This window comes from Cryomorphaceae bacterium 1068, from assembly GCA_027214385.1.
Classification (GTDB): Bacteria; Bacteroidota; Bacteroidia; order Flavobacteriales_D; family Cryomorphaceae; genus JAKVAV01.
On sequence record JAPVXR010000002.1, the window covers coordinates 160,886 to 178,939 of the forward strand.

General features: G+C 43.9%; 14 protein-coding genes and 1 tRNA gene. 8 read left to right on the forward strand and 7 right to left on the reverse strand.

Annotated features, from left to right (window positions below; genetic code table 11):
• Positions 1-26 precede the first annotated feature (26 nt).
• From O3Q51_03485 to O3Q51_03495, 3 genes are all read left to right on the forward strand, one after another.
• Positions 27-1,682 (forward strand): S41 family peptidase, encoded by a 1,656-nt coding sequence (locus O3Q51_03485; protein ID MCZ4407855.1) that lies wholly within the window; start codon positions 27-29, stop codon positions 1,680-1,682.
• 88 nt (positions 1,683-1,770) lie between these two features.
• Entirely contained in the window at positions 1,771-3,219 is a 1,449-nt protein-coding gene (locus tag O3Q51_03490) for a hypothetical protein (GenBank protein MCZ4407856.1), read from the forward strand.
• An 18-nt stretch (positions 3,220-3,237) separates the two neighbouring features.
• Positions 3,238-4,353 carry a hypothetical protein gene (locus tag O3Q51_03495; protein MCZ4407857.1) on the forward strand — a complete coding sequence of 372 codons (1,116 nt, stop codon included), beginning with the start codon at positions 3,238-3,240 and terminating at the stop codon, positions 4,351-4,353.
• On the opposite strand, the gene O3Q51_03500 is transcribed toward O3Q51_03495, so the two are convergent.
• The 3 genes from O3Q51_03500 to O3Q51_03510 all read right to left on the reverse strand — a co-directional run bounded on the left by O3Q51_03500 (position 4,350) and on the right by O3Q51_03510 (position 10,183).
• Entirely contained in the window at positions 4,350-7,013 is a 2,664-nt protein-coding gene (locus O3Q51_03500; GenBank protein ID MCZ4407858.1) for a S8 family serine peptidase, read from the reverse strand. The two genes, O3Q51_03495 and O3Q51_03500, sit on opposite strands and share 4 nt — an antisense overlap.
• 94 nt (positions 7,014-7,107) lie before the next feature.
• The gene (locus tag O3Q51_03505; GenBank protein MCZ4407859.1) at positions 7,108-9,582 is read right to left on the reverse strand and encodes a bifunctional UDP-N-acetylmuramoyl-tripeptide:D-alanyl-D-alanine ligase/alanine racemase; all 2,475 of its coding nucleotides are present in this window, start codon (positions 9,580-9,582) and stop codon (positions 7,108-7,110) included.
• Complete coding sequence (locus tag O3Q51_03510; protein MCZ4407860.1) at positions 9,575-10,183, reverse strand: thymidine kinase; 609 nt, start codon at positions 10,181-10,183, stop codon at positions 9,575-9,577. Before O3Q51_03510 ends, O3Q51_03505 begins: the two co-directional genes overlap by 8 nt.
• Before the next feature lie 112 nt (positions 10,184-10,295).
• Between O3Q51_03510 and O3Q51_03515 the strand changes: the two genes are divergently transcribed.
• From O3Q51_03515 to O3Q51_03530, 4 genes are read left to right on the forward strand one after another with little or no spacing between them, the layout of a single operon-like run.
• Positions 10,296-11,012 carry a hypothetical protein gene (locus tag O3Q51_03515; GenBank protein ID MCZ4407861.1) on the forward strand — a complete coding sequence of 239 codons (717 nt, stop codon included), beginning with the start codon at positions 10,296-10,298 and terminating at the stop codon, positions 11,010-11,012.
• Positions 11,009-12,229, forward strand: a complete 1,221-nt coding sequence (locus tag O3Q51_03520; GenBank protein MCZ4407862.1) for a M28 family peptidase — start codon at positions 11,009-11,011, stop codon at positions 12,227-12,229. Before O3Q51_03515 ends, O3Q51_03520 begins: the two co-directional genes overlap by 4 nt.
• Positions 12,230-12,231: 2 nt before the next feature.
• Positions 12,232-12,903, forward strand: coding sequence for a 16S rRNA (cytidine(1402)-2'-O)-methyltransferase (rsmI, locus tag O3Q51_03525; protein MCZ4407863.1), 672 nt, complete (start codon positions 12,232-12,234; stop codon positions 12,901-12,903).
• Between the two features lie 2 nt (positions 12,904-12,905).
• Positions 12,906-13,928 carry a zinc-binding dehydrogenase gene (locus O3Q51_03530; GenBank protein ID MCZ4407864.1) on the forward strand — a complete coding sequence of 341 codons (1,023 nt, stop codon included), beginning with the start codon at positions 12,906-12,908 and terminating at the stop codon, positions 13,926-13,928.
• A gap of 4 nt (positions 13,929-13,932) precedes the next feature.
• Here the strand turns inward: O3Q51_03530 and O3Q51_03535 are convergent, their stop codons facing one another.
• From O3Q51_03535 to O3Q51_03545, 3 genes are read right to left on the reverse strand one after another with little or no spacing between them, the layout of a single operon-like run.
• Complete coding sequence (locus O3Q51_03535; GenBank protein ID MCZ4407865.1) at positions 13,933-14,844, reverse strand: SDR family oxidoreductase; 912 nt, start codon at positions 14,842-14,844, stop codon at positions 13,933-13,935.
• Between the two features lie 4 nt (positions 14,845-14,848).
• Positions 14,849-15,502 carry a phosphoadenylyl-sulfate reductase gene (locus O3Q51_03540; GenBank protein MCZ4407866.1) on the reverse strand — a complete coding sequence of 218 codons (654 nt, stop codon included), beginning with the start codon at positions 15,500-15,502 and terminating at the stop codon, positions 14,849-14,851.
• A gap of 14 nt (positions 15,503-15,516) precedes the next feature.
• Positions 15,517-15,984: an Lrp/AsnC ligand binding domain-containing protein gene (locus tag O3Q51_03545; protein MCZ4407867.1), complete on the reverse strand. Its 468-nt coding sequence runs from the start codon at positions 15,982-15,984 to the stop codon at positions 15,517-15,519.
• 132 nt (positions 15,985-16,116) lie between these two features.
• Between O3Q51_03545 and O3Q51_03550 the strand changes: the two genes are divergently transcribed.
• Positions 16,117-16,232: transfer RNA gene (locus tag O3Q51_03550), tRNA-Asp, on the forward strand.
• 103 nt (positions 16,233-16,335) lie between these two features.
• Here O3Q51_03550 and O3Q51_03555 read toward each other — a convergent pair.
• Positions 16,336-17,991: a hypothetical protein gene (locus tag O3Q51_03555; GenBank protein MCZ4407868.1), complete on the reverse strand. Its 1,656-nt coding sequence runs from the start codon at positions 17,989-17,991 to the stop codon at positions 16,336-16,338.
• Positions 17,992-18,054 lie beyond the last annotated feature (63 nt).

The window sequence follows — 18,054 nt, forward strand, 5'->3', positions numbered from 1 at the left end:
AAATTTAGTCCTCAATTCACGGATATATGAAGGTTAAGGGAAAGAAAATATTTGTAGGTGCAGCCATTTTGGTTGTAGGTTTTTTAGGAATACGAGCCGTAGCTCCGGGCGATAATTTCTTCGAAGTTTCAAAGAACTTGGAAATTTTTGCGACGCTATACAAAGAGTTGAACCTCTACTACGTAGATGAAACTCAACCTGGCGATCTGATGAAAACGGGTATTGATGCTATGCTTGAATCACTCGATCCATATACCAACTACATTACGGAGAGCAATATTGAAGATTACCGCTTTATGACCACGGGTCAGTACGGCGGAATCGGGAGCTTAATTCGATCTATTGATGGAGACGTTTACATCTCCGAGCCCTATGAAGACTCTCCTGCGCAAAAGTCGGGATTGCGTGCTGGCGACAAAATTATAATGATCGATGGCACCGACATCAAAGACAAAGATCAAGAAGAAATTAGCTCTTTACTGAAAGGTCAATCGGGAACCGGGTTGAAGGTGACCTACGAAAGGTTTGGCATGATGAACGAAGTTGAAATCACTCGTGAAGAGATTAAGATTCCTGATGTGCCTTATTACGGCATGCTTGATGACGAAGTGGGCTATATCAGCCTGAGTAGTTTTACTCAAACAGCGAGTAAAGAGGTGCGCGAGGCCTTTTTAGAGCTGAGAGATAAACAAGGGATGACGAAATTGATTTTCGATCTGAGAGGAAACGGTGGAGGATTGCTCCGTGAAGCTATCAACATTGTAAACTTTTTTGTTCCGAAAGGACAAGAAGTAGTTCGTACAAAAGGAAAGATTTCTGAATGGGACCGAACCCATGTTGCATTAAATGAGCCTCTAGACTTGGAAATGCCTTTGGTCATCTTGGTTGATCAAGGAAGCGCCTCGGCTTCTGAAATTGTTTCAGGGAGCATCCAAGACTTGGATCGCGGAGTGGTTGTAGGAAACACCACCTTCGGTAAAGGACTTGTTCAGCAAACGAAGGACTTGCAATACAACAGTATGTTGAAACTAACTGTGGCAAAGTATTACATCCCAAGTGGTCGCTGTATCCAAAAGCTGGACTACTCGCACAAGACAGAAGATGGAAAAGTGGAAGAAGTACCCGATTCCCTTTTGAAGAAATTTGAAACCAATAGTGGCCGGGTTGTAATGGATGGACGAGGAATTGAACCTGACGTAAAAGTCGAGAATGGAGAAATTCCCCACGTGGTAATCAGCCTGCTTACAGAGAATCTCTTCTTCAAATATGCTAATGATTATGCAAAGGATCGAGAATCTATTGCCGATGCAGCTGACTTCAAACTGACTGATGACGGCTACAATGAGTTCGTAAAATATTTAGAAGGAAAAAACTATTCCTACACGACCGACACCGAAAAGGAATTTGAGAAACTGGTTACCGTGGCGAAGGATGAAAAGTATTACGGAATAACCGAGGAGGCCTTTAAGCAAATGGAAGAGGCCATAAGCTCGAAGAAAGACAATGATCTGGAAATCTTCAGAGGTGATATTGAGCCAATTCTTGAGAACGAGATTGTATCTCGATATTATTACCAAAAGGGCAGAATTCAAAATAGCCTGGCGGAAGATCCCGCGATCGATTCTGCTATGACAATCTTTACCGATTCTGAAAAGTACAGCCAAATCTTAACGCCTCAATAAGTTGGCCTTAGATTCCGGAAGGCTTCATAAATACCGGCTTTATATCATTTGCCTTTTGGCAATTGGGATGCCGAATTTGAATCTCTTAATGAGCATAGGAATTATCCTTTTGCTCATTTTTTGGTTTATTGATCCTGGAGTAAAAAAAGGAATCAGTCGATTAACGTTCAATAACCCTGCGACCTGGATGGCGGGGCTTTTTGCTCTTCACCTGATCTGGTTGATCAACACTTCTGATTGGGCTTACGCGGCTAAGGACTTACGTATAAAGCTTCCCCTGCTTGTTTTAGCTTTGGCATTGGGAACCATTAAACTTTCCCGAACCGATTTAAAGAAGGTATTCGTTGCATTAGGTATTGGGATATTTATAGCCACCATGGTAGGATACTACCTCTATTTCTCCGACCCTATGGTGAAGATGGATCCCAGAAGTATGGCCCCGGATATTTCTCATATCAGACTTAGTCTGATGATTGTGGTTTTCATCGGTGGATGTCTTGAGTTTTTTAGTGAGGTGGGTGCTAAATGGAAACTGTTTTCGATCATTTCAGTTTTGAATGCGTTGGTATTCCTCTACTTTCTCCAAACGCTTACGGTCCTTTTTGTTCTTTTTGGTGGCCTGGGGATTCTTTTGATCAGACAGGTTATAATCAGATCGGGAAAAGGTGTGAGAATTATTGTTTTAGCAAGTTTGGTAGCTATTCCTGTCTTTTTGGCCTTTGCTATGAAGAGCTATTATTCGAGCTATTTTGAGCTTGCAGACGATGCACTTCCAATGATGGATAAGACCGCTGAGGGCAATGGTTACAACCACTATGACACCTTGCAGATAGAGAATGGGAATTACCTCTACGCAAATATTTCGGAGCATGAAATGGTAGATGCTTGGAACGAGCGCAGTGAAGTGAAAATAGACTTTGACCCCAAAGAGACCAATGTCCTTTTCGATAGACTTTTACGCTACCTCACTTCCAAGGGTCTGGCAAAAGACAAGCGAGGTGTCGAGAGTCTTTCCTCTCAAGATATTGCAAACATTGAAGCAGGATTTCCTGCTGTAGCATATGCGGAGAAGTCTGGGTTGGAATTGCGGATACACACATTTTTGCACGGAACCCATTTGTACTTGACCAAAGGCGTTTTGCAAGGTTCTTCATTCTATCAGCGGTTTGTGTACTGGCAAATAGGGTATACGTTGGCACGTGAAAACCTGCTCGCAGGTGTGGGCACAGGGGATGTCAAGCAATCTTTCAATGATGCATACGTCGATTTTCCAATTTTTATAGAGTCGAAATATCGCCACCGAGCTCACAATCAATACATCACCTTTTTAGTCACTTTCGGGCTGCTTGGCTTCATCTATTTTTTAGCGTTTCTGGGAGTCTTAATATATAGGTGGAGGAATCACAGGCTATTCCTCTTCTTTGCCATTGTAGCCCTTGTTTCTTTCTTGTCTGAAGACACTTTGGAGACCCAAGCAGGAGTTACCTTCTTTTCATTCTTTGTGGGTCTCTTTTCCGCTGCCTCATCAGAGGATTAGTTTCTCTAACTTTAGGGTGTGATCAATAAAGAAAAAATCGGAATTCTGATCTACGGTAAGAAGATGAACGCATCAAAACGTGAAATTCTTACTGCAGCTAAGATTATAAATAGGGGCGATTTTGGTATAACCCTTTTTGGTATGAGCAAAGGCAAGCTTAAGGCCGCTGCATCGCATGCCCGTCTCAATTATGTCAAACTCGGTAAAATTGCAGGTCGCCATGATTTTGACGCTTCTCTTAAGTTTACCAAACTGCTTAAGGACAAAGAAATTTCGACCGTTATTTTTCGGAATCATCGTTCGACCAATCTTCTGGTTACGGCCAAGTTTCTAATGAAAGGCAGATTAAGGCTGGTTTTTATTCAGGATAGACATTTGTCTGAGATGAGGCCTGATTTCTTGCATACGTTTCGGTTCAATCAAATCGATGCTTGGATCACACCGATCAACCAAACAGCCAACAGCGTAAAGGCAGCCACTCATCTCGCTTTAGACAAAGTTCACGTTTTGCCTCTTCCCATTCCCAGAAAACCATTCCAGTTTGATGAAGATGAAAGAAGCTTGAGGAAGTCAATCCTTTTCGGTGATTCTGAGAGGATGGTAATAGGATGGAGTTTGCCGCAAAACCAAGAGCTGATTCAGCGCACGGGAAGGAAGCTCTTGCAGTTACTCAGATTGAATAAGGGAATAAACCTTTGTTTGAACCTACAAGGATCTACACTAGAGGATTTTTTCGCGGAGATTCCTGAAATGCACGCTTTCAAAGATGTCATTAGAGCGACCCCATTTGATCACCATGATGCCGATATGTATGCCCATTTGGATGCATTATTTATTGATCCTGAAAGGGAACCTTTTGTAGGAATTACCAGAAGAGCTCTCATGGCTGGTGTTCTGCCTATAGCACCAAAATCACTGGTATCAGATGAATTACTGGAGAACGGTAAGATTGGTGTAATTTACACGGATAGGGATACTGCTGAGGTATTTGAAGAAGCTATGAACACGGCTTTTTTGAATTCATTCAAGATCACAAGTCAGGAGTATGTAGGTGAGAAATACACAAAAAAGCGCTTCAAGGAAAACCTTGAAGCGCTTATACATGCTTTACCTAAAAAGGCTCGTGCTCGCTAGAGTGTCTTAACCCATTTCCCTGAGCGGAGGTCTTTTCCATCAATCGTTTGCAGTCTGTAGATGTACATTCCGTTTTCCAGCTCTGAAACATTGATCTGTTGTAACCCTTGGTAAACTCTCAAGGCTTTTACCTCCTTGCCTGAGATATCGAAAATTCGGAACAACACATTTTCGCCACTCACGGCTTTGGTCAAATTGAAATCGAGGTTGAAGTTATTTCCTGAAGGATTTGGATACAACCCAAAGGCCACTACGCCATTATTCTCGTTTACTGAGGTCACATCAGCGATGGTGATGCAGTAATCTTCAGTCTCTCCCCAATTAAAAGTCTCGCAAGTAGAAACGTCATCTGGAATCCCGAAACCTCCCACATACTTCATAGCAATTCTCATTCTGGTGGCCCCGAGCAGCGCATCTTCTGGAATGGTAAGGTCACCTTCAACAGGTGCAGAAGACCCTTGATCAGAGCTTAGCAATTCCTCATCATTGGAGAATGTTCCGTTTTGATCCAAATCTATCCAAACTTTGAAGAACTCATCAAATGTTTGTCCGTCAAACCCGGGAGTTAGAACAGTTTCGTAGGTTTCTCCTTGGCCTAAGATGATGTCAAAGTCTTCAAACAATTGGTATCCACCGTTATTTCCTGTTTCGAAGGTGTAGTCACCAATGACTATCTCATCAATGAACTCCTCTGAGCTATCCTCTCCAAAATTGGCGCAGTAGGTATTGTCAAGACAAGCACCACAACCTTTGGTACGTGCATTACTCACTATACCGGCATCTTGATCTTCTGCACAAGAGGGCGTAACGAGAAATTCATAATCCGTGCATGACTCGAGCCCGTCGATTGTGGCATCATTAACCTCCTCGTAGTTTCCAAAAAGGATCCAGTCATCTGTTCCTAGCGCACGGTAATAAAGATTGTATGACGCTACTCCGAAATCAGTAGACCACGAAACGTCAGCTTCTGTTTCTACAGATGTTTCTGCTATGAAAGTTTCAGGAACAACACAGCAACCCAAGGTTGAAATGGTCAAGCAAGAAGTATACACTACTTCACCGCCTTCTTCGCAAGATGAGCCGATTTCAAAGTCGTAAGTCGTGCAGATGCTCAGGGTGTCAAGAACCAATGAAGTACCTTCGATTCCTTCCACTACGATCCAGTCTTCGCTGTCTTGTGGTTTGAACCTAACGGTGGCTCCATTTCCTGATACGTCAACCCAAGAAATAGTATATACCGTGTCATCTTCCAATTGAGATTCGAAAGCTAAAGGTGGAATGCAGACATTTTCGTCTAGACATCCGTTCATGATTTCTAGCATGCTGTTGAAGGCGTTGATTCTTCCACCCGTTACTGTTTCCCCAACCAAGTTTGGAACGATATCTATCCCGTCAAATAATGCTTGACGGACCAAATCAGCCCCGGCTTGAGGGTCATTTCTCACGAATTCAGCAAAGCTTTCGCATGGAGCTGAATACAAAAGGGCAATGACTCCAGCTGTTAGCGGAGAGGCAAATGAGGTTCCCGATGTAGAAGTGTATCCGTTATTTCCTGCGGTGGTTACCACATCTTCTCCGGGTGCTCCGAAGTCTACTGTGGTAGCTCCGTAAGCTGAAAAAGTTCTTTGATCATTGTTATTGGTTGCAGTTACACTGATCATGTAATCGCTTGGAGCCGCCGTCGGGATGTCTCCCGTTACATCAATATTGATGTTTTGGTTTGAAGTAGCTCCGCAATTTAGAATTCCATACGTTCCCAGCGTGTCGTAGAAAGCACTCCAGAGTGGAACTTCATCAGGATCTCCGAAATCGATACCCCAAGATGCGTTGGTGGCTACTACGAATGCTCCGGATTCTCCCTCGCTCTGATCGTAACGCTGCCGCATTACAAGAGGGTAGTTATAGGCCTCAATTACAGAAGCTTCGTTCCCTAGGTTTTCACCTGTTACGGACATGATTTTCACATCCCAGTTTGCACCGATCACTCCGATTTCGTTTCCTCCCGTTGCGCCGATCATTCCCATTACGTTGGTTCCGTGTCCACCTTGAAACACACCTTGATCATTTTCATCGGCAACATTCCAACCGAAGAAATCATCTACGTATCCGTTTGCGTCATCATCAATGCCATTGTCAGGTATTTCTTCGTTGTTTCTCCAAGCATTAGCCTGTAAGTCGGGATGATTGAGATTCCCGCCTTCTATTACGCAAACTACAATGGTATCTCCCATCGCAGTAGTACCACCTGTAGTTAGGCCCCAAGCCAGATCAATGTCTATATCGGCATCTTCCGTACCTCCATCTTCTCCTGTGTTTTCCAGATGCCATTGGGCAGTATACAGAGGGTCGTTTACTTCATCACAACGCTCTTTTACAAAGTGATTGAATTGAGCCAAACTCACTTTTGGATTCGACCGTAAGTCATCCAGAAGTGCTTGTGCATTTGAGCTTTCATCAAATAGAAAGCGATAAATATTCATGGGACCCGATAGAAGTTTGTCTGAATGCAGGTTGCCATATTCTGCAGCAAGCTGTTCAGGAGTCACACCTTTTTTCAGTTGGACGAGGATCTCTCCTTCTACTCTGGCCATTTGCCCGTCCATGTAAAAGGATAATAAGGCAGTAAATACAGCCGTAAAGAGTAAAGCTTTAAATCTCATGTTTGGTGGTGGTATTGTTCAATTAATTTCTCGCACTGCAAGATCACAAATTAACAACTCAGAAACCCTTGCTCTTGTTCAGAATATTGGAATTCTATTCTTTGTAGAAGACCCTTTTCACTCGGGTAGATATATTGGTCAGAACTTCATACGGAATCGTGTTAAGGTTTTCAGCCAAAGTGTAAATGGAATTATTTTCGCCGAAAATTTCCACCTCGTCACCTTCATCGCATTCGATTTCAGATAGATCGATCATGGCCATGTCCATACATATGTTTCCGATTAAGGGCGCAAATTTATCGTTGATAAAGACCTGACCGGTGCCATTGCCAATTGCTCTGGGCAATCCATCCGCGTAACCCATGGCTATTACTCCTATCCTTTTTTCTGAATCCAAAACCTTCTCTGGAGAGTAACCGATTCCCTCACCTTTTGGAACGATTCTGATCTGTGATAAGACGGTTTTTAGCCGACTGATTGGCTGCAGCTTTTGCCTGAATTTTTCGTTTGAGGAAAGTCCATACAATCCCAGTCCAAGCCGTACCATATCCATTTGAGCGTTTTTATGTCGCAATATTCCATTCGAGTTCAGAATGTGGCGAATGAACCCCGTGATCCCTTTTTGCTCTAGTCTTTTGCAAGCTTCATCAAATCGATCGATTTGTCTTTTTGTCGATTGATCAAATTTTTCATCATCGCTTCCAGCCAAGTGAGAAAAAGCCGAATATACTTTGACTTCAGATTTTAAAGAAAGAAGTTCGCATGACAAACGATCGATTTCATTCAAGTCAAAGCCCAATCTGTTCATTCCCGTATTTACCTTCAGGTGAATGCGGTAAGGCATTTTCTCCGAATGAACGGACAATGCCTTGGTGAATTTGTCCAAGGTCAGGAAGCTGTAGATCTGCGGTTCCAGCTCATACCTTATCATCGAGTCGTATGCTGAAGAGACGGGGTTAAGAACCATAATCGGCGTTTTGATCCCTGATTCTCGGAGCGCGATTCCTTCGTCGGCGTAAGCTACAGCCAGATAATCTACCCCGGCATATTCTAATGCCGCTGCTACTTCCGAACTTCCGCTCCCATATGCAAAAGCCTTTACCATTGCCATGATTTGAACCGATGGATTGAGCAATGACCTGATGTAGTCAAGATTCTGATTCATCTTGTTCAAGTCTATTTCCATAACGGTCTCATGGGTCTTTTGCTCCAGTCTATGAACAATTCGTTCAAAGCGAAACGCCCTCGCTCCTTTTACAAGAATGGCCATTTCCTCAAAATCTTTCTCGCTGAATGAATTCAAAAAGGCTTCGGTATCTTCGAATAGGCGGATATTCAAATCGCCGAATATTGAGGAATTTGCTCCGATCTCTTCACCTATAGCAAAAATGTGTTCGATACCTTTTCTGTTTATAATATCTGACACCTCGGTATATAATGAAGCCGGATCTTTACCCGTTTGCAAAATATCGCTTAAGATCAAAGTCTTGCCTCGTCCTTGAGCTTGCATGGCCAGGAAGTCCAGCGCAATGTCCAAAGAGGCTAAATCTGAATTATAGGAATCATTGATGATGGTACATCGGTTTATCCCTGTGCGCTTTTCGAGGCGCATAGCTATAGGGCTCAGGTTCGAAAGCCGATGGGCAATTTTAGCTTTATCAATGCCTTCTTGCAGTAGATATAACCAGCAATGACAGGCATTTTCTATTGAGGCATCGTCAGAAAACGGAATAGTTACCTCCATTTCATTTCCGTTGTAATTGCCTCGAATGACAGATTGATTCGATTCCTTTATCGTATCTAGAATGACCAGATCACATTTGGAATCTTCACCCCAGGTCAAGTTTTTTCCGCTGTATTCAGCGGCAATCACTTCTTGCAATAAGGTGTGGTTGCGACAAGAAATCAATATTTCGGTACTGCTAAACAGTTTTAATTTCTCCGATGTTTTTTCTCGAAAGTCTTGAAAGTTTTCTTGGTGCGCAGGGCCAATATTCGTGAAGATGCCGATGGAGGGTTTTACCATTTTTGCCAAGTGGCTCATTTCACCATTTTTGGAAATACCGCACTCTAGAATAGCCAAATCGTTTTCCTTGGTCATGAGCCAAATAGATAAGGGAACGCCTACTTGAGAGTTGTAGCTTCTCGGGCTTCTCACGATTGAAAAGTCCGGTTGGAGCAGCTGAAATAGCCACTCCTTTACAATCGTTTTGCCATTGCTTCCCGTTATTCCCACCACCGGATATGAAAATCTTTGTCGATGGGTAGCAGCCAGCACTTGCAAAGCTTTGAGCGGATCTTCAACGCGCAAAATGTTCGCATTGGGAAATTTGTTTCCATCGATTGTGTCAGACACGACAAAACTTCTTACACCTCTTATGTAAAGTTCCTCGATGTATTTGTGGCCGTCATTTTTTCCGCTAATCAGCGCAAAGAATAAGAAGCCATCTCCGCCGACATAAGTGCGGCTATCGGTCAGTAAATCTTGTATAGGTTCATCAATGTATATGGAGGCTTCAGCACCAATGATTTGAGCGATTTCTGAGATCTGGTATGAGGTTCTACTCATCGTTTTTAGCGGAAGTTTCTTCTTGAATCTTTGCTCTCAAATAAGCCTCACGACTCAAAGGTTCATATCGGTCGAGTTCTCCCAGCTCAATCGTCGCTGATCCGCCGCTTATTCTGTGTGAATAGTTTGCAAGCTTTCCCGTTTTCACGCAGATGGCGTGCACCTTGGTGACGTATTCGGCTACAGCCAAAACGTTGGGCATGGGCCCAAATGGGTTGCCTTGAAAGTCCATATCCAATCCGGCCACGATCACTCGAATGCCCTGATCGGCCAATTGATTACAGACATTGTGCAGGTTGGTGTCAAAAAATTGAGCTTCGTCGATACCGATTACATCTACATCAGAGGCGAGTAGCAAAATGTTTTCGGAAGAATCTACCGGTGTGCTTCGGATGGAATTTCGGTTGTGGCTGACTACCTCTTCATCGTCGTAGCGCGTATCAATGCGGGGCTTAAAGATTTCAATTCTTTGATTCGCTATTTTGGCGCGATTGAGTCGCCGAAGCAATTCCTCTGTCTTCCCTGAAAACATGGATCCGCAAATGACTTCAATCCAGCCTCCTCCCGGTTTTTTTGATCTGACGTTGTCTTCTAAAAACATATAATCCTAAACACAACCATTCAGGCAATATGCCTTAGTTTTGTGTTTCAGCAAATTTAACATTTATCAATAGCCAAGTAAGGTACGAGTGCTATTGACTCAACGTTAAATTATGAACAAGAATAACCGTTTCATGACGATTCAAGATATCATTAGACAACTCGAAGAGCTCGGCACCAAACTGGAAGCCGGTCGATTAGAGGCAGAAGAAGTAATAGAAATGGCTGATCTCAGTCGAGATCTCTACGAGCGTTTGGTGGTAATTCGCCATAAATCCTACGAAGACCTCATCCGTGAAGAGCGAGAAGCAGAAATAGTGGAAGAGCCTAAAGCGGAAACTCCTGAAGTAGCTCCCGCTGCTACCGAAAAAGAGGTAATCACAGAAGCTATCTCTGAAGATGAGACGGAAATAGCTGCTACAGATGAGGCAGTTTCGGGGCCTGTTATCCCGATGGGAAGTGCCGAAGTATCACCAAATCAGATTTCCTTGATTGATTCTATTGAAGAGATTAAGCGGATGGAGCAAAGTTTAAACGATAAGTTTCACGAGAAAAGTGACGAAAAGTCATTGGCCCAAAAACTTAAGCAAAAGCCAATCGAAGATCTAGTGAGTGCGATCGGAATAAATCAGAAATTTCGCTTTATCAGTCAACTTTTTAATGATGATCAAACCGCTTTCGAAGGCTCCATTCAAAAGTTGAATAGGTTTGGCTCCTACATTGAGGCCGACGAGTACATTCAAAATACCTTAAGTGAGCAGTATGGCTGGAATCCCAAAGATCCCGCAGTGAAAGAATTGATCGACTTGGCTCAACGCAGGTACTTATGAGAGGGCTTCTTGCTTTTATTTTCTTCATTACCGTATTTCAGCTATATGGTCAAAACCTCGATCAGGTAAAATCAGATTTGGAGATGCTCGCTTCTCCTGAATTGGCGGGAAGGGGCTATGTTGATAACGGTTTAGCGAAGGCTTCAGCATTTTTACAAAAGCGACTCAATGACATTGGACTGGAGCCAATCGTTCAATCTTATGGTTTCTCGGTCAATACTTTCCCGAAGTCTTCGACGCTAAAAGTCGGCAAACGGCAGCTCAAAGAGGGTTTTGATTTTATCATCGATTCTCGATCAGTTGCCGCGAAGGGCAAATGGAAGATTATGCGCTTGGATTCGGCGATTCTTCTTTCCTCTGCGGTTCCCGTTTTGCCGAAAGGCTCCATCCCCGTTATCGATACCAAGGGTATAGACACTCCCGAAGAAGTGACGGTTCAGCACGAATTTGTGAAGGCCGCTTTGACCAGAGGACCTGTCATACTTCTCAAAGAAAAATTGACTTGGTCGGTAGGTCAACAATCATTGAGTAATCCCATTTTTGAAGTCCTCACCTCTTCTTTCCCTGAGCGCGAAGAGAAGTTAAGTTTGAAAACACAACCGACGCAAATTGACTTCACCGCCCAAAACATCATTGCGAAGATCGATGGGAAAAGCTCAGATAGTCTCGTGGTTTTCACAGCGCATTATGATCATCTGGGAATGATGGGAGATGCCCTTTTTGCGGGGGCTAGCGACAATGGAACAGGGACGGCGACGCTGCTTGATTTGGCAAGCTATTATTCCCAAAATCAACCTGAGTTCGATACCTATTTCATCTTCTTTTCGGGAGAAGAGGCGGGGCTTATCGGCTCGCGGTATTTCGTGGAGTATCCCACATTCGATCTCGACAAGATCAAGTTTCTGATTAATCTAGATTTGATGGGCTCAGCCGAAAAAGGAATTACCATTGTTAACGGTCGGCTTTACCAAGAGCGTATGGCTCAAATGGCAGCCATCAATACTGAGAGAGACTTGGTCCCCAAAATCAAACTCCGTGGAAAAGCCGCGAATAGCGATCATTATTGGTTTTCCGAGAATGGAGTTCCTGCTGTCTTCATTTACACCGAAGGAAACATCACCGCTTACCACGATGTTTTCGATACACCCGCAGTGGTGGATTGGAGCAACTACGAGGAAGTTTTTACCTTGCTCGTGGAATTCGTCAAAACCCTCTAGCCTTGTCAAAACTCTATCTGGTTCCTACGCCTGTCGGCAATCTCGGCGACATGACTTTTCGTTCGGTCGAAGTGCTCAAATCGGTAGCGGCCATTCTCGCTGAAGATACCCGTACTTCAGGAAAGCTCCTCAAGCATTTTGAAATCGACAACTCAATGATCCCTTTCCATGCGCACAATGAGCATCGGATGCTGGAACGTGTGATCGATCGATTAAAAAGTGGAGATGAATTAGCGTTGATCACCGATGCAGGAACTCCCGGAGTTTCTGACCCCGGCTTTTTGCTGGTTCGGGCTTGCGCCGAAAACGATATTGTTGTGGAAACGCTTCCTGGTGCTACTGCCGTAATTCCTGCTTTGATTAATTCAGGATTGCCTGCAGATCGGTTTTGTTTTGAAGGATTTCTTCCTCCGAAAAAGGGCCGCAACAAGCGACTTACCGGTTTAGCAGAAGAGGAGCGAACCATGATTTTTTACGAATCGCCGCACCGCATTGTCAAGACCTTGGTTCAGTTTGCCGAATTTTTTGGGGAAGATCGTCAGGCCGCATTGGTAAGGGAAATTTCAAAAATTCACGAGGAAACCGTTCGCGGAACTTTGGGTGAATTGGTTGCGAAATACACCGATCATCCGCCGAAAGGCGAAATTGTTTTAGTCGTAAACGGAATAAAGTAACCATGAAAGCAGTATTCTTAAAATCATTCGGGAAGCCCGAACAAGCTTTTGAAATCAGAGAAGTAGAAAAACCCACTTGTAAGGACTCACAGGTTTTGATCAAGGTGGAGGCCTTTGGTTTAAATTTCGCCGATGTGCTGGCCCGAAGCGGTATGTATCCGGAAACACCTCCTACACCTTGCGTGATTGGCTACGAAGTAGTGGGACGGATCGAAGAAGCGGGAAGTGAGGTGCCTGCGGGCTATGTGGGGAAACGCGTAGTAGCTCTCACTCGCTTTGGAGGATACTCCGAATATGCTGCTACAGATTATCGGGCTCTGACAGAAATAACAGATGACTTTGAAGCAGCCAAAGCACTAGCTTTAGGAACACAGGGAACCACGGCCTACGTTTGCTTTGAAGAGAGTATGAACCTTTACAAAGGTGATCGGGTGCTCGTTCATGCCGCGGCAGGAGGAGTTGGATTGATGCTTTGCCAGCTGGCATTGGCCAAAGGATGTGAAGTTTTCGGAACAGCGAGTCAATCGAAGAAACTAGACTTTTTAAAAGAAATGGGTGTTCAGCATCCGATCAATTATAGAGAGCAGGATTACTCCGAAGCCATCAACAAGATTTTAAAGAAAGATAGGCTTGATGCTACTTTCAATTCATTGGCGGGAAAGAGCACCAAGAAGGATTTAAAGCTTTTGGGTGCAGGCGGAAAGTTTGTGATTTTCGGAGCGGCGTCGCGGGTAGGAGGTTCGAAAGGGATGATCTCAGGCTTGAAGTTACTCTGGCAAACGGGATTCTTTTCACCACTCACCTTCATTATGCGATCCAAGTCAGTAATTGGTATCAACATACTGAAACTAGGAGATTACAAACCCCAAGTGGTAGCGAAGTGCATGCAGGAAACCGTGGCTCTTGCCGAGAAAGGAGTCTTAAAACCCGTCGTTCATGAAACTTACACTGTTGAGCAATTGGCGGAAGCCCACAAAGCTTTGGAGAATCGCGGAACGATTGGAAAGCTGGCGGTGAAGTGGTAATGGACTAAGCCATCTTCCCCAAAAAATCCTCCAGCTCTTTTTGAAATTCGGCTTCAGGGGCTCCGATCAGTGCTTTTACATTGGCATCCTCATTCACTCTTATCTCTCTTAGCTTTAGCTGCTGGTCGACATAGAGCATCTCCATTTCGGGCATAATGTCCTTGAGTGTATACGCCACATCATTGACAGATAGATTGCGATCAACGAGATTGTAAATCTTCTTTTTGTTTTTTGCGAAGCAGAGTTTTTCGATAAAGCCGGCCACTCTTTCGATATGAACAAAAGCCCTAAGCTGTTCACCTGATCCATTGATGGTCACTCGGTTGAAATTCTTGGCTTGAAACACAAATCGATTGATCACTGAATCAAAGCGCATGCTTTTGGAGTAGCCGTAAACATTGGCACATCGAACGATGGAAACCTCTTTCTTTCCCGCTAATCGAGCGATGTGTTCTTCACCTTTGAGCTTAGAAATTCCGTAGAAGGTCTTAGGGTTTGGAGTCGATTCGGGTGTAGCTGATTCTTCACCTGAGCCATAAACACTGGCGCTGCTCAAATAGATCACTTTCTCACACGAGGACTCTTCAAGAGCATAACTCAGCTCTGCGGTTCCCCAATGGTTCACTTGATCAAAAAGGTGTGGGCTGATGTCTGCAAAAGGCGTGCTCACCTTTGCTGCAAGGTGAATGACCAAATCAGCTTGGGCGATTTCTTTCTTCAGCGTGTACGAATCAAGGATGTCCGCTTCTACAAAACTCGTCTTCCCATTCAGTCGCTCAGGTCCTAGAAAAATATTGTAATTTTTTCGGCTGAGGTTGTCGTAAATGCGGATCGACTCCACCTCTTCGTGATTCATCAAGCGTAAGCTGATTTCCGTTCCGAGGTATCCCGCCCCACCGGTGATTAGTATTCTCATCAAATTATTTTTCTGTCAGTTCGGTATGAAGGCCACATTCAGTTTTGCTGAGGCCAAACCATCTGGCTGCACGAGGATCGTTCAAATCCGTTTTTCGCGTACATGGGATGCAGCCAATACTTTGGTAGCCTTGGGCGTCCAGCGGATGTCTGGGAAGGTCGTGCTCCTTGATGTAGTCAAAAATGTCTTTGCCCGACCAGTCGAGCATTGGGTGGAAGCGTTCAGTGCCAAACTTGGCAGCTTGATATGTGGTCATATTTCGCCGATTCAAATTTTGATCTGCCCTCACACCATTTACCCAAATGTTATACTTGTGAAGCAATCGCTCGGTGGGCTCAACCTTGTTGAGGTGGCAGCAATAATCGGGGTTGGATGTGAAAAAGAAATTCCCATTTGCATCCTTCTGCTGGTGTTTTGGGGTGGAAGAAGAGATCGTTTTTAAGTCCAATTTCAACTTATTGGCTAGTTCATCTCGAAAAGTCAACGTCTCAGGAAATAGAAACCCTGTGTTCAGACAGTAAATCGGGATGGGAACTTCACTTCTACTTACAATGTGCAACAGTGGTATGGAGTGTGTTTGAAACGATGAGGTCAGAAACATCTTCTTGCCTTCTGCCTCTAGCTTTCCTAATTCAGCGATTATGGCCTCTACTTTCATTGGTGCGAAGTTAATTAGTCTTTCTGTGAAAGAGGTGCCTTCCTGCGGATGCTCTGCTCCAAGGAAATCATCGTCTCGGTGCGTTGTATTCCATCTACCTGTTGAATTTTTTCATTCAACACCTCCCTCAGATTCTCGGTGTTTTTACAAACTACTTTTAAAAAGATGCTGTAGCCGCCCGTAGTGTAGTAGGCCTCGACTATTTCATTGATCTCATTGAGCTGCTTGATTACGTTTTGGTATACTGCTCCTTTGTCTAAAAAGACTCCGATAAATGCGGTAAGATCAAAACCCAGTTTGATAGAGTCCACTACGATTTCGGTTCCCTTCACCACTCCTGCAGCCTCCATCTTTTTCATACGAACATGGATGGTTCCCGCGGAAACAATCAGTTTTTCGGCAATTTCGGTGTAAGGCGTGCGAGCATTTGCACTTAATATCTCCAGTATCTGCCTGTCGAGTTTATCGATCTGATAATTCATCTATGACTATTTGCGCTCTAATTATGGATTAGGAAGTGAGAGCTGATAAAATTAATGAATACATAAAAATAGACTCAATATGTAACGAATATAGCAATGAAAAGGTATAAACTATAAATTAGCACTAATCCTTGTAGGGTGATGAAACCGGCAGACATGCCCTCCTGTCTCGAGGGTGGAGGTAAAGAATAAATCAGCTCAGGCTGGCTAACTGCTCCTTGAAGGTTCGAATCCTTCCCCTACAGCCAACAAGAAAGCGGCATCCGACTTATTCGGATGCCGCTTTCTTTTACAGAGTAAAAAAAGCCCGCTGTATTCAGCGGGCTTAGTAATTCTATTTATTCAACTTCCCTATTCGTAGAAATTGTACTGAATTTGGAAAGTGATGTCATTAATTGGAATGTTTTCCGTATTCAAGGGATTAAACGCCTGCTTCACTCTGGTGAATGTAATCTGACCTTTGAGATAGGCATATCCTTGGGGACTCACTTCAAACTTGTAGAATAGGCTAAACTCTGGATCAGGATCACCTGCTTCATAGTCATTATCACTCGACTGATAAGTAGCCGAACCTGCAAAAGGACCATCTAAGAAACCTTCTGTAAGTTCTACTGTCGGAGGCACTGTAAGGCCCAATTCAAAACCCTCTACTTCTATAGGATCATCTCCGACTTCTACATTGTTTGGAGCAGGAATATAAACCTTCAGGATTCGTTGGAATGTTCCATTTGCTGTTTCTACTTGCTGAATTCCTTGAATTATGCGATATGCATTTTCGGGATTCGGAAATTGTCCCTGTGTGGGCCCAATGGTGAGAGCGTTGGGGACGAAAAGCGTATCCGGATCATTTGAATTGCCGGGAGCTATAGTACGATTAAAGAAGAACTGATCCGTGAATCCGGAACCATCAATATCGGCAATAAGGAATTGCTCACAAGATTCACATTCAGGACCTCCACAATCCACATCAAGTTCAAATAATTCTTCGTTCTGTATGAGGTCATGACAAGAAATACACTGAGGACATGAACCTCCATCATATGGTGGAATGAAGTAGTCCACACAGTCAATGTCAAACTCAGGACCGTTTTGGATGCCATCTGAACATGTAGCACATGGAGGACATTCAGTCAGAGGATCATCATCACAATCTACACCGGTTTCATCACCGTCTTGGTAACCATTTCCACAAGCAGGAACAGGGTCGCAAGGAGGACAGCCATTGTTGTCAATGTCATCACAATCAATACCTGTTTCGCTTCCGTTTTGCAATCCGTCAAAGCATGTCGGGATCGGACAATCAGGACATGATGTTTGGAAATCGTTGTCGCAGTCAGGACCTGTTTCTACTACCACCAGATATCCTTGAGGATTCTGAGGAGTAGGATCAATGTATTCTATATGGATATTTTGGATTCCATCGTTGCAGGTAGGAGTAGGGCAATCAGGACAACCCGGCGTACCGCAGTCGATTCCTGTTTCTTGACCGTTTTGAATACCATCGCCACAAGTAGGAGGGAAGCAAGTTGTAGGACAATTCGTTCCGCCACAATCTACACCTTGTTCGTCACCATTCATAATACCGTCATCGCAAGTCGCTACACAGAAAGTGTCACATGGAACACCACAATCTACACCTTGCTCCAATACCAAACGCCACAAAACACCACCAGCCATACCAATGCTGTCGTTGGAGTTGAAATCAGCCATGGTTAAGTTCGGATCAAATTTCCAGTGAGCGTTCTGAATATTGTCGTTACAGGTTGCACATGGAACGCAATCTTCGCCACCACAATCAATAAATTGCTCAGTACCGTTTAAGACTCTATCGTCACAAGTGGGCAAACATTCGGGGCAAGGGCCACCACAATCGATGCCTATCTCGCCTTGATTTTTCACTTCGTCGAAGCAGGTAGGCTCAATTCTATTATCTTCATTTCGGCATGAACTTAACGCAAAAGCCACAGAAGCAGTGATGAAGAGGAGTCTCAGTATTCTAAATTTCATCTGGTAAAGGTTGAAACAGGGTATTTGCCCGCAAATTAAGTATATTCTTCAGACGCTCAAATA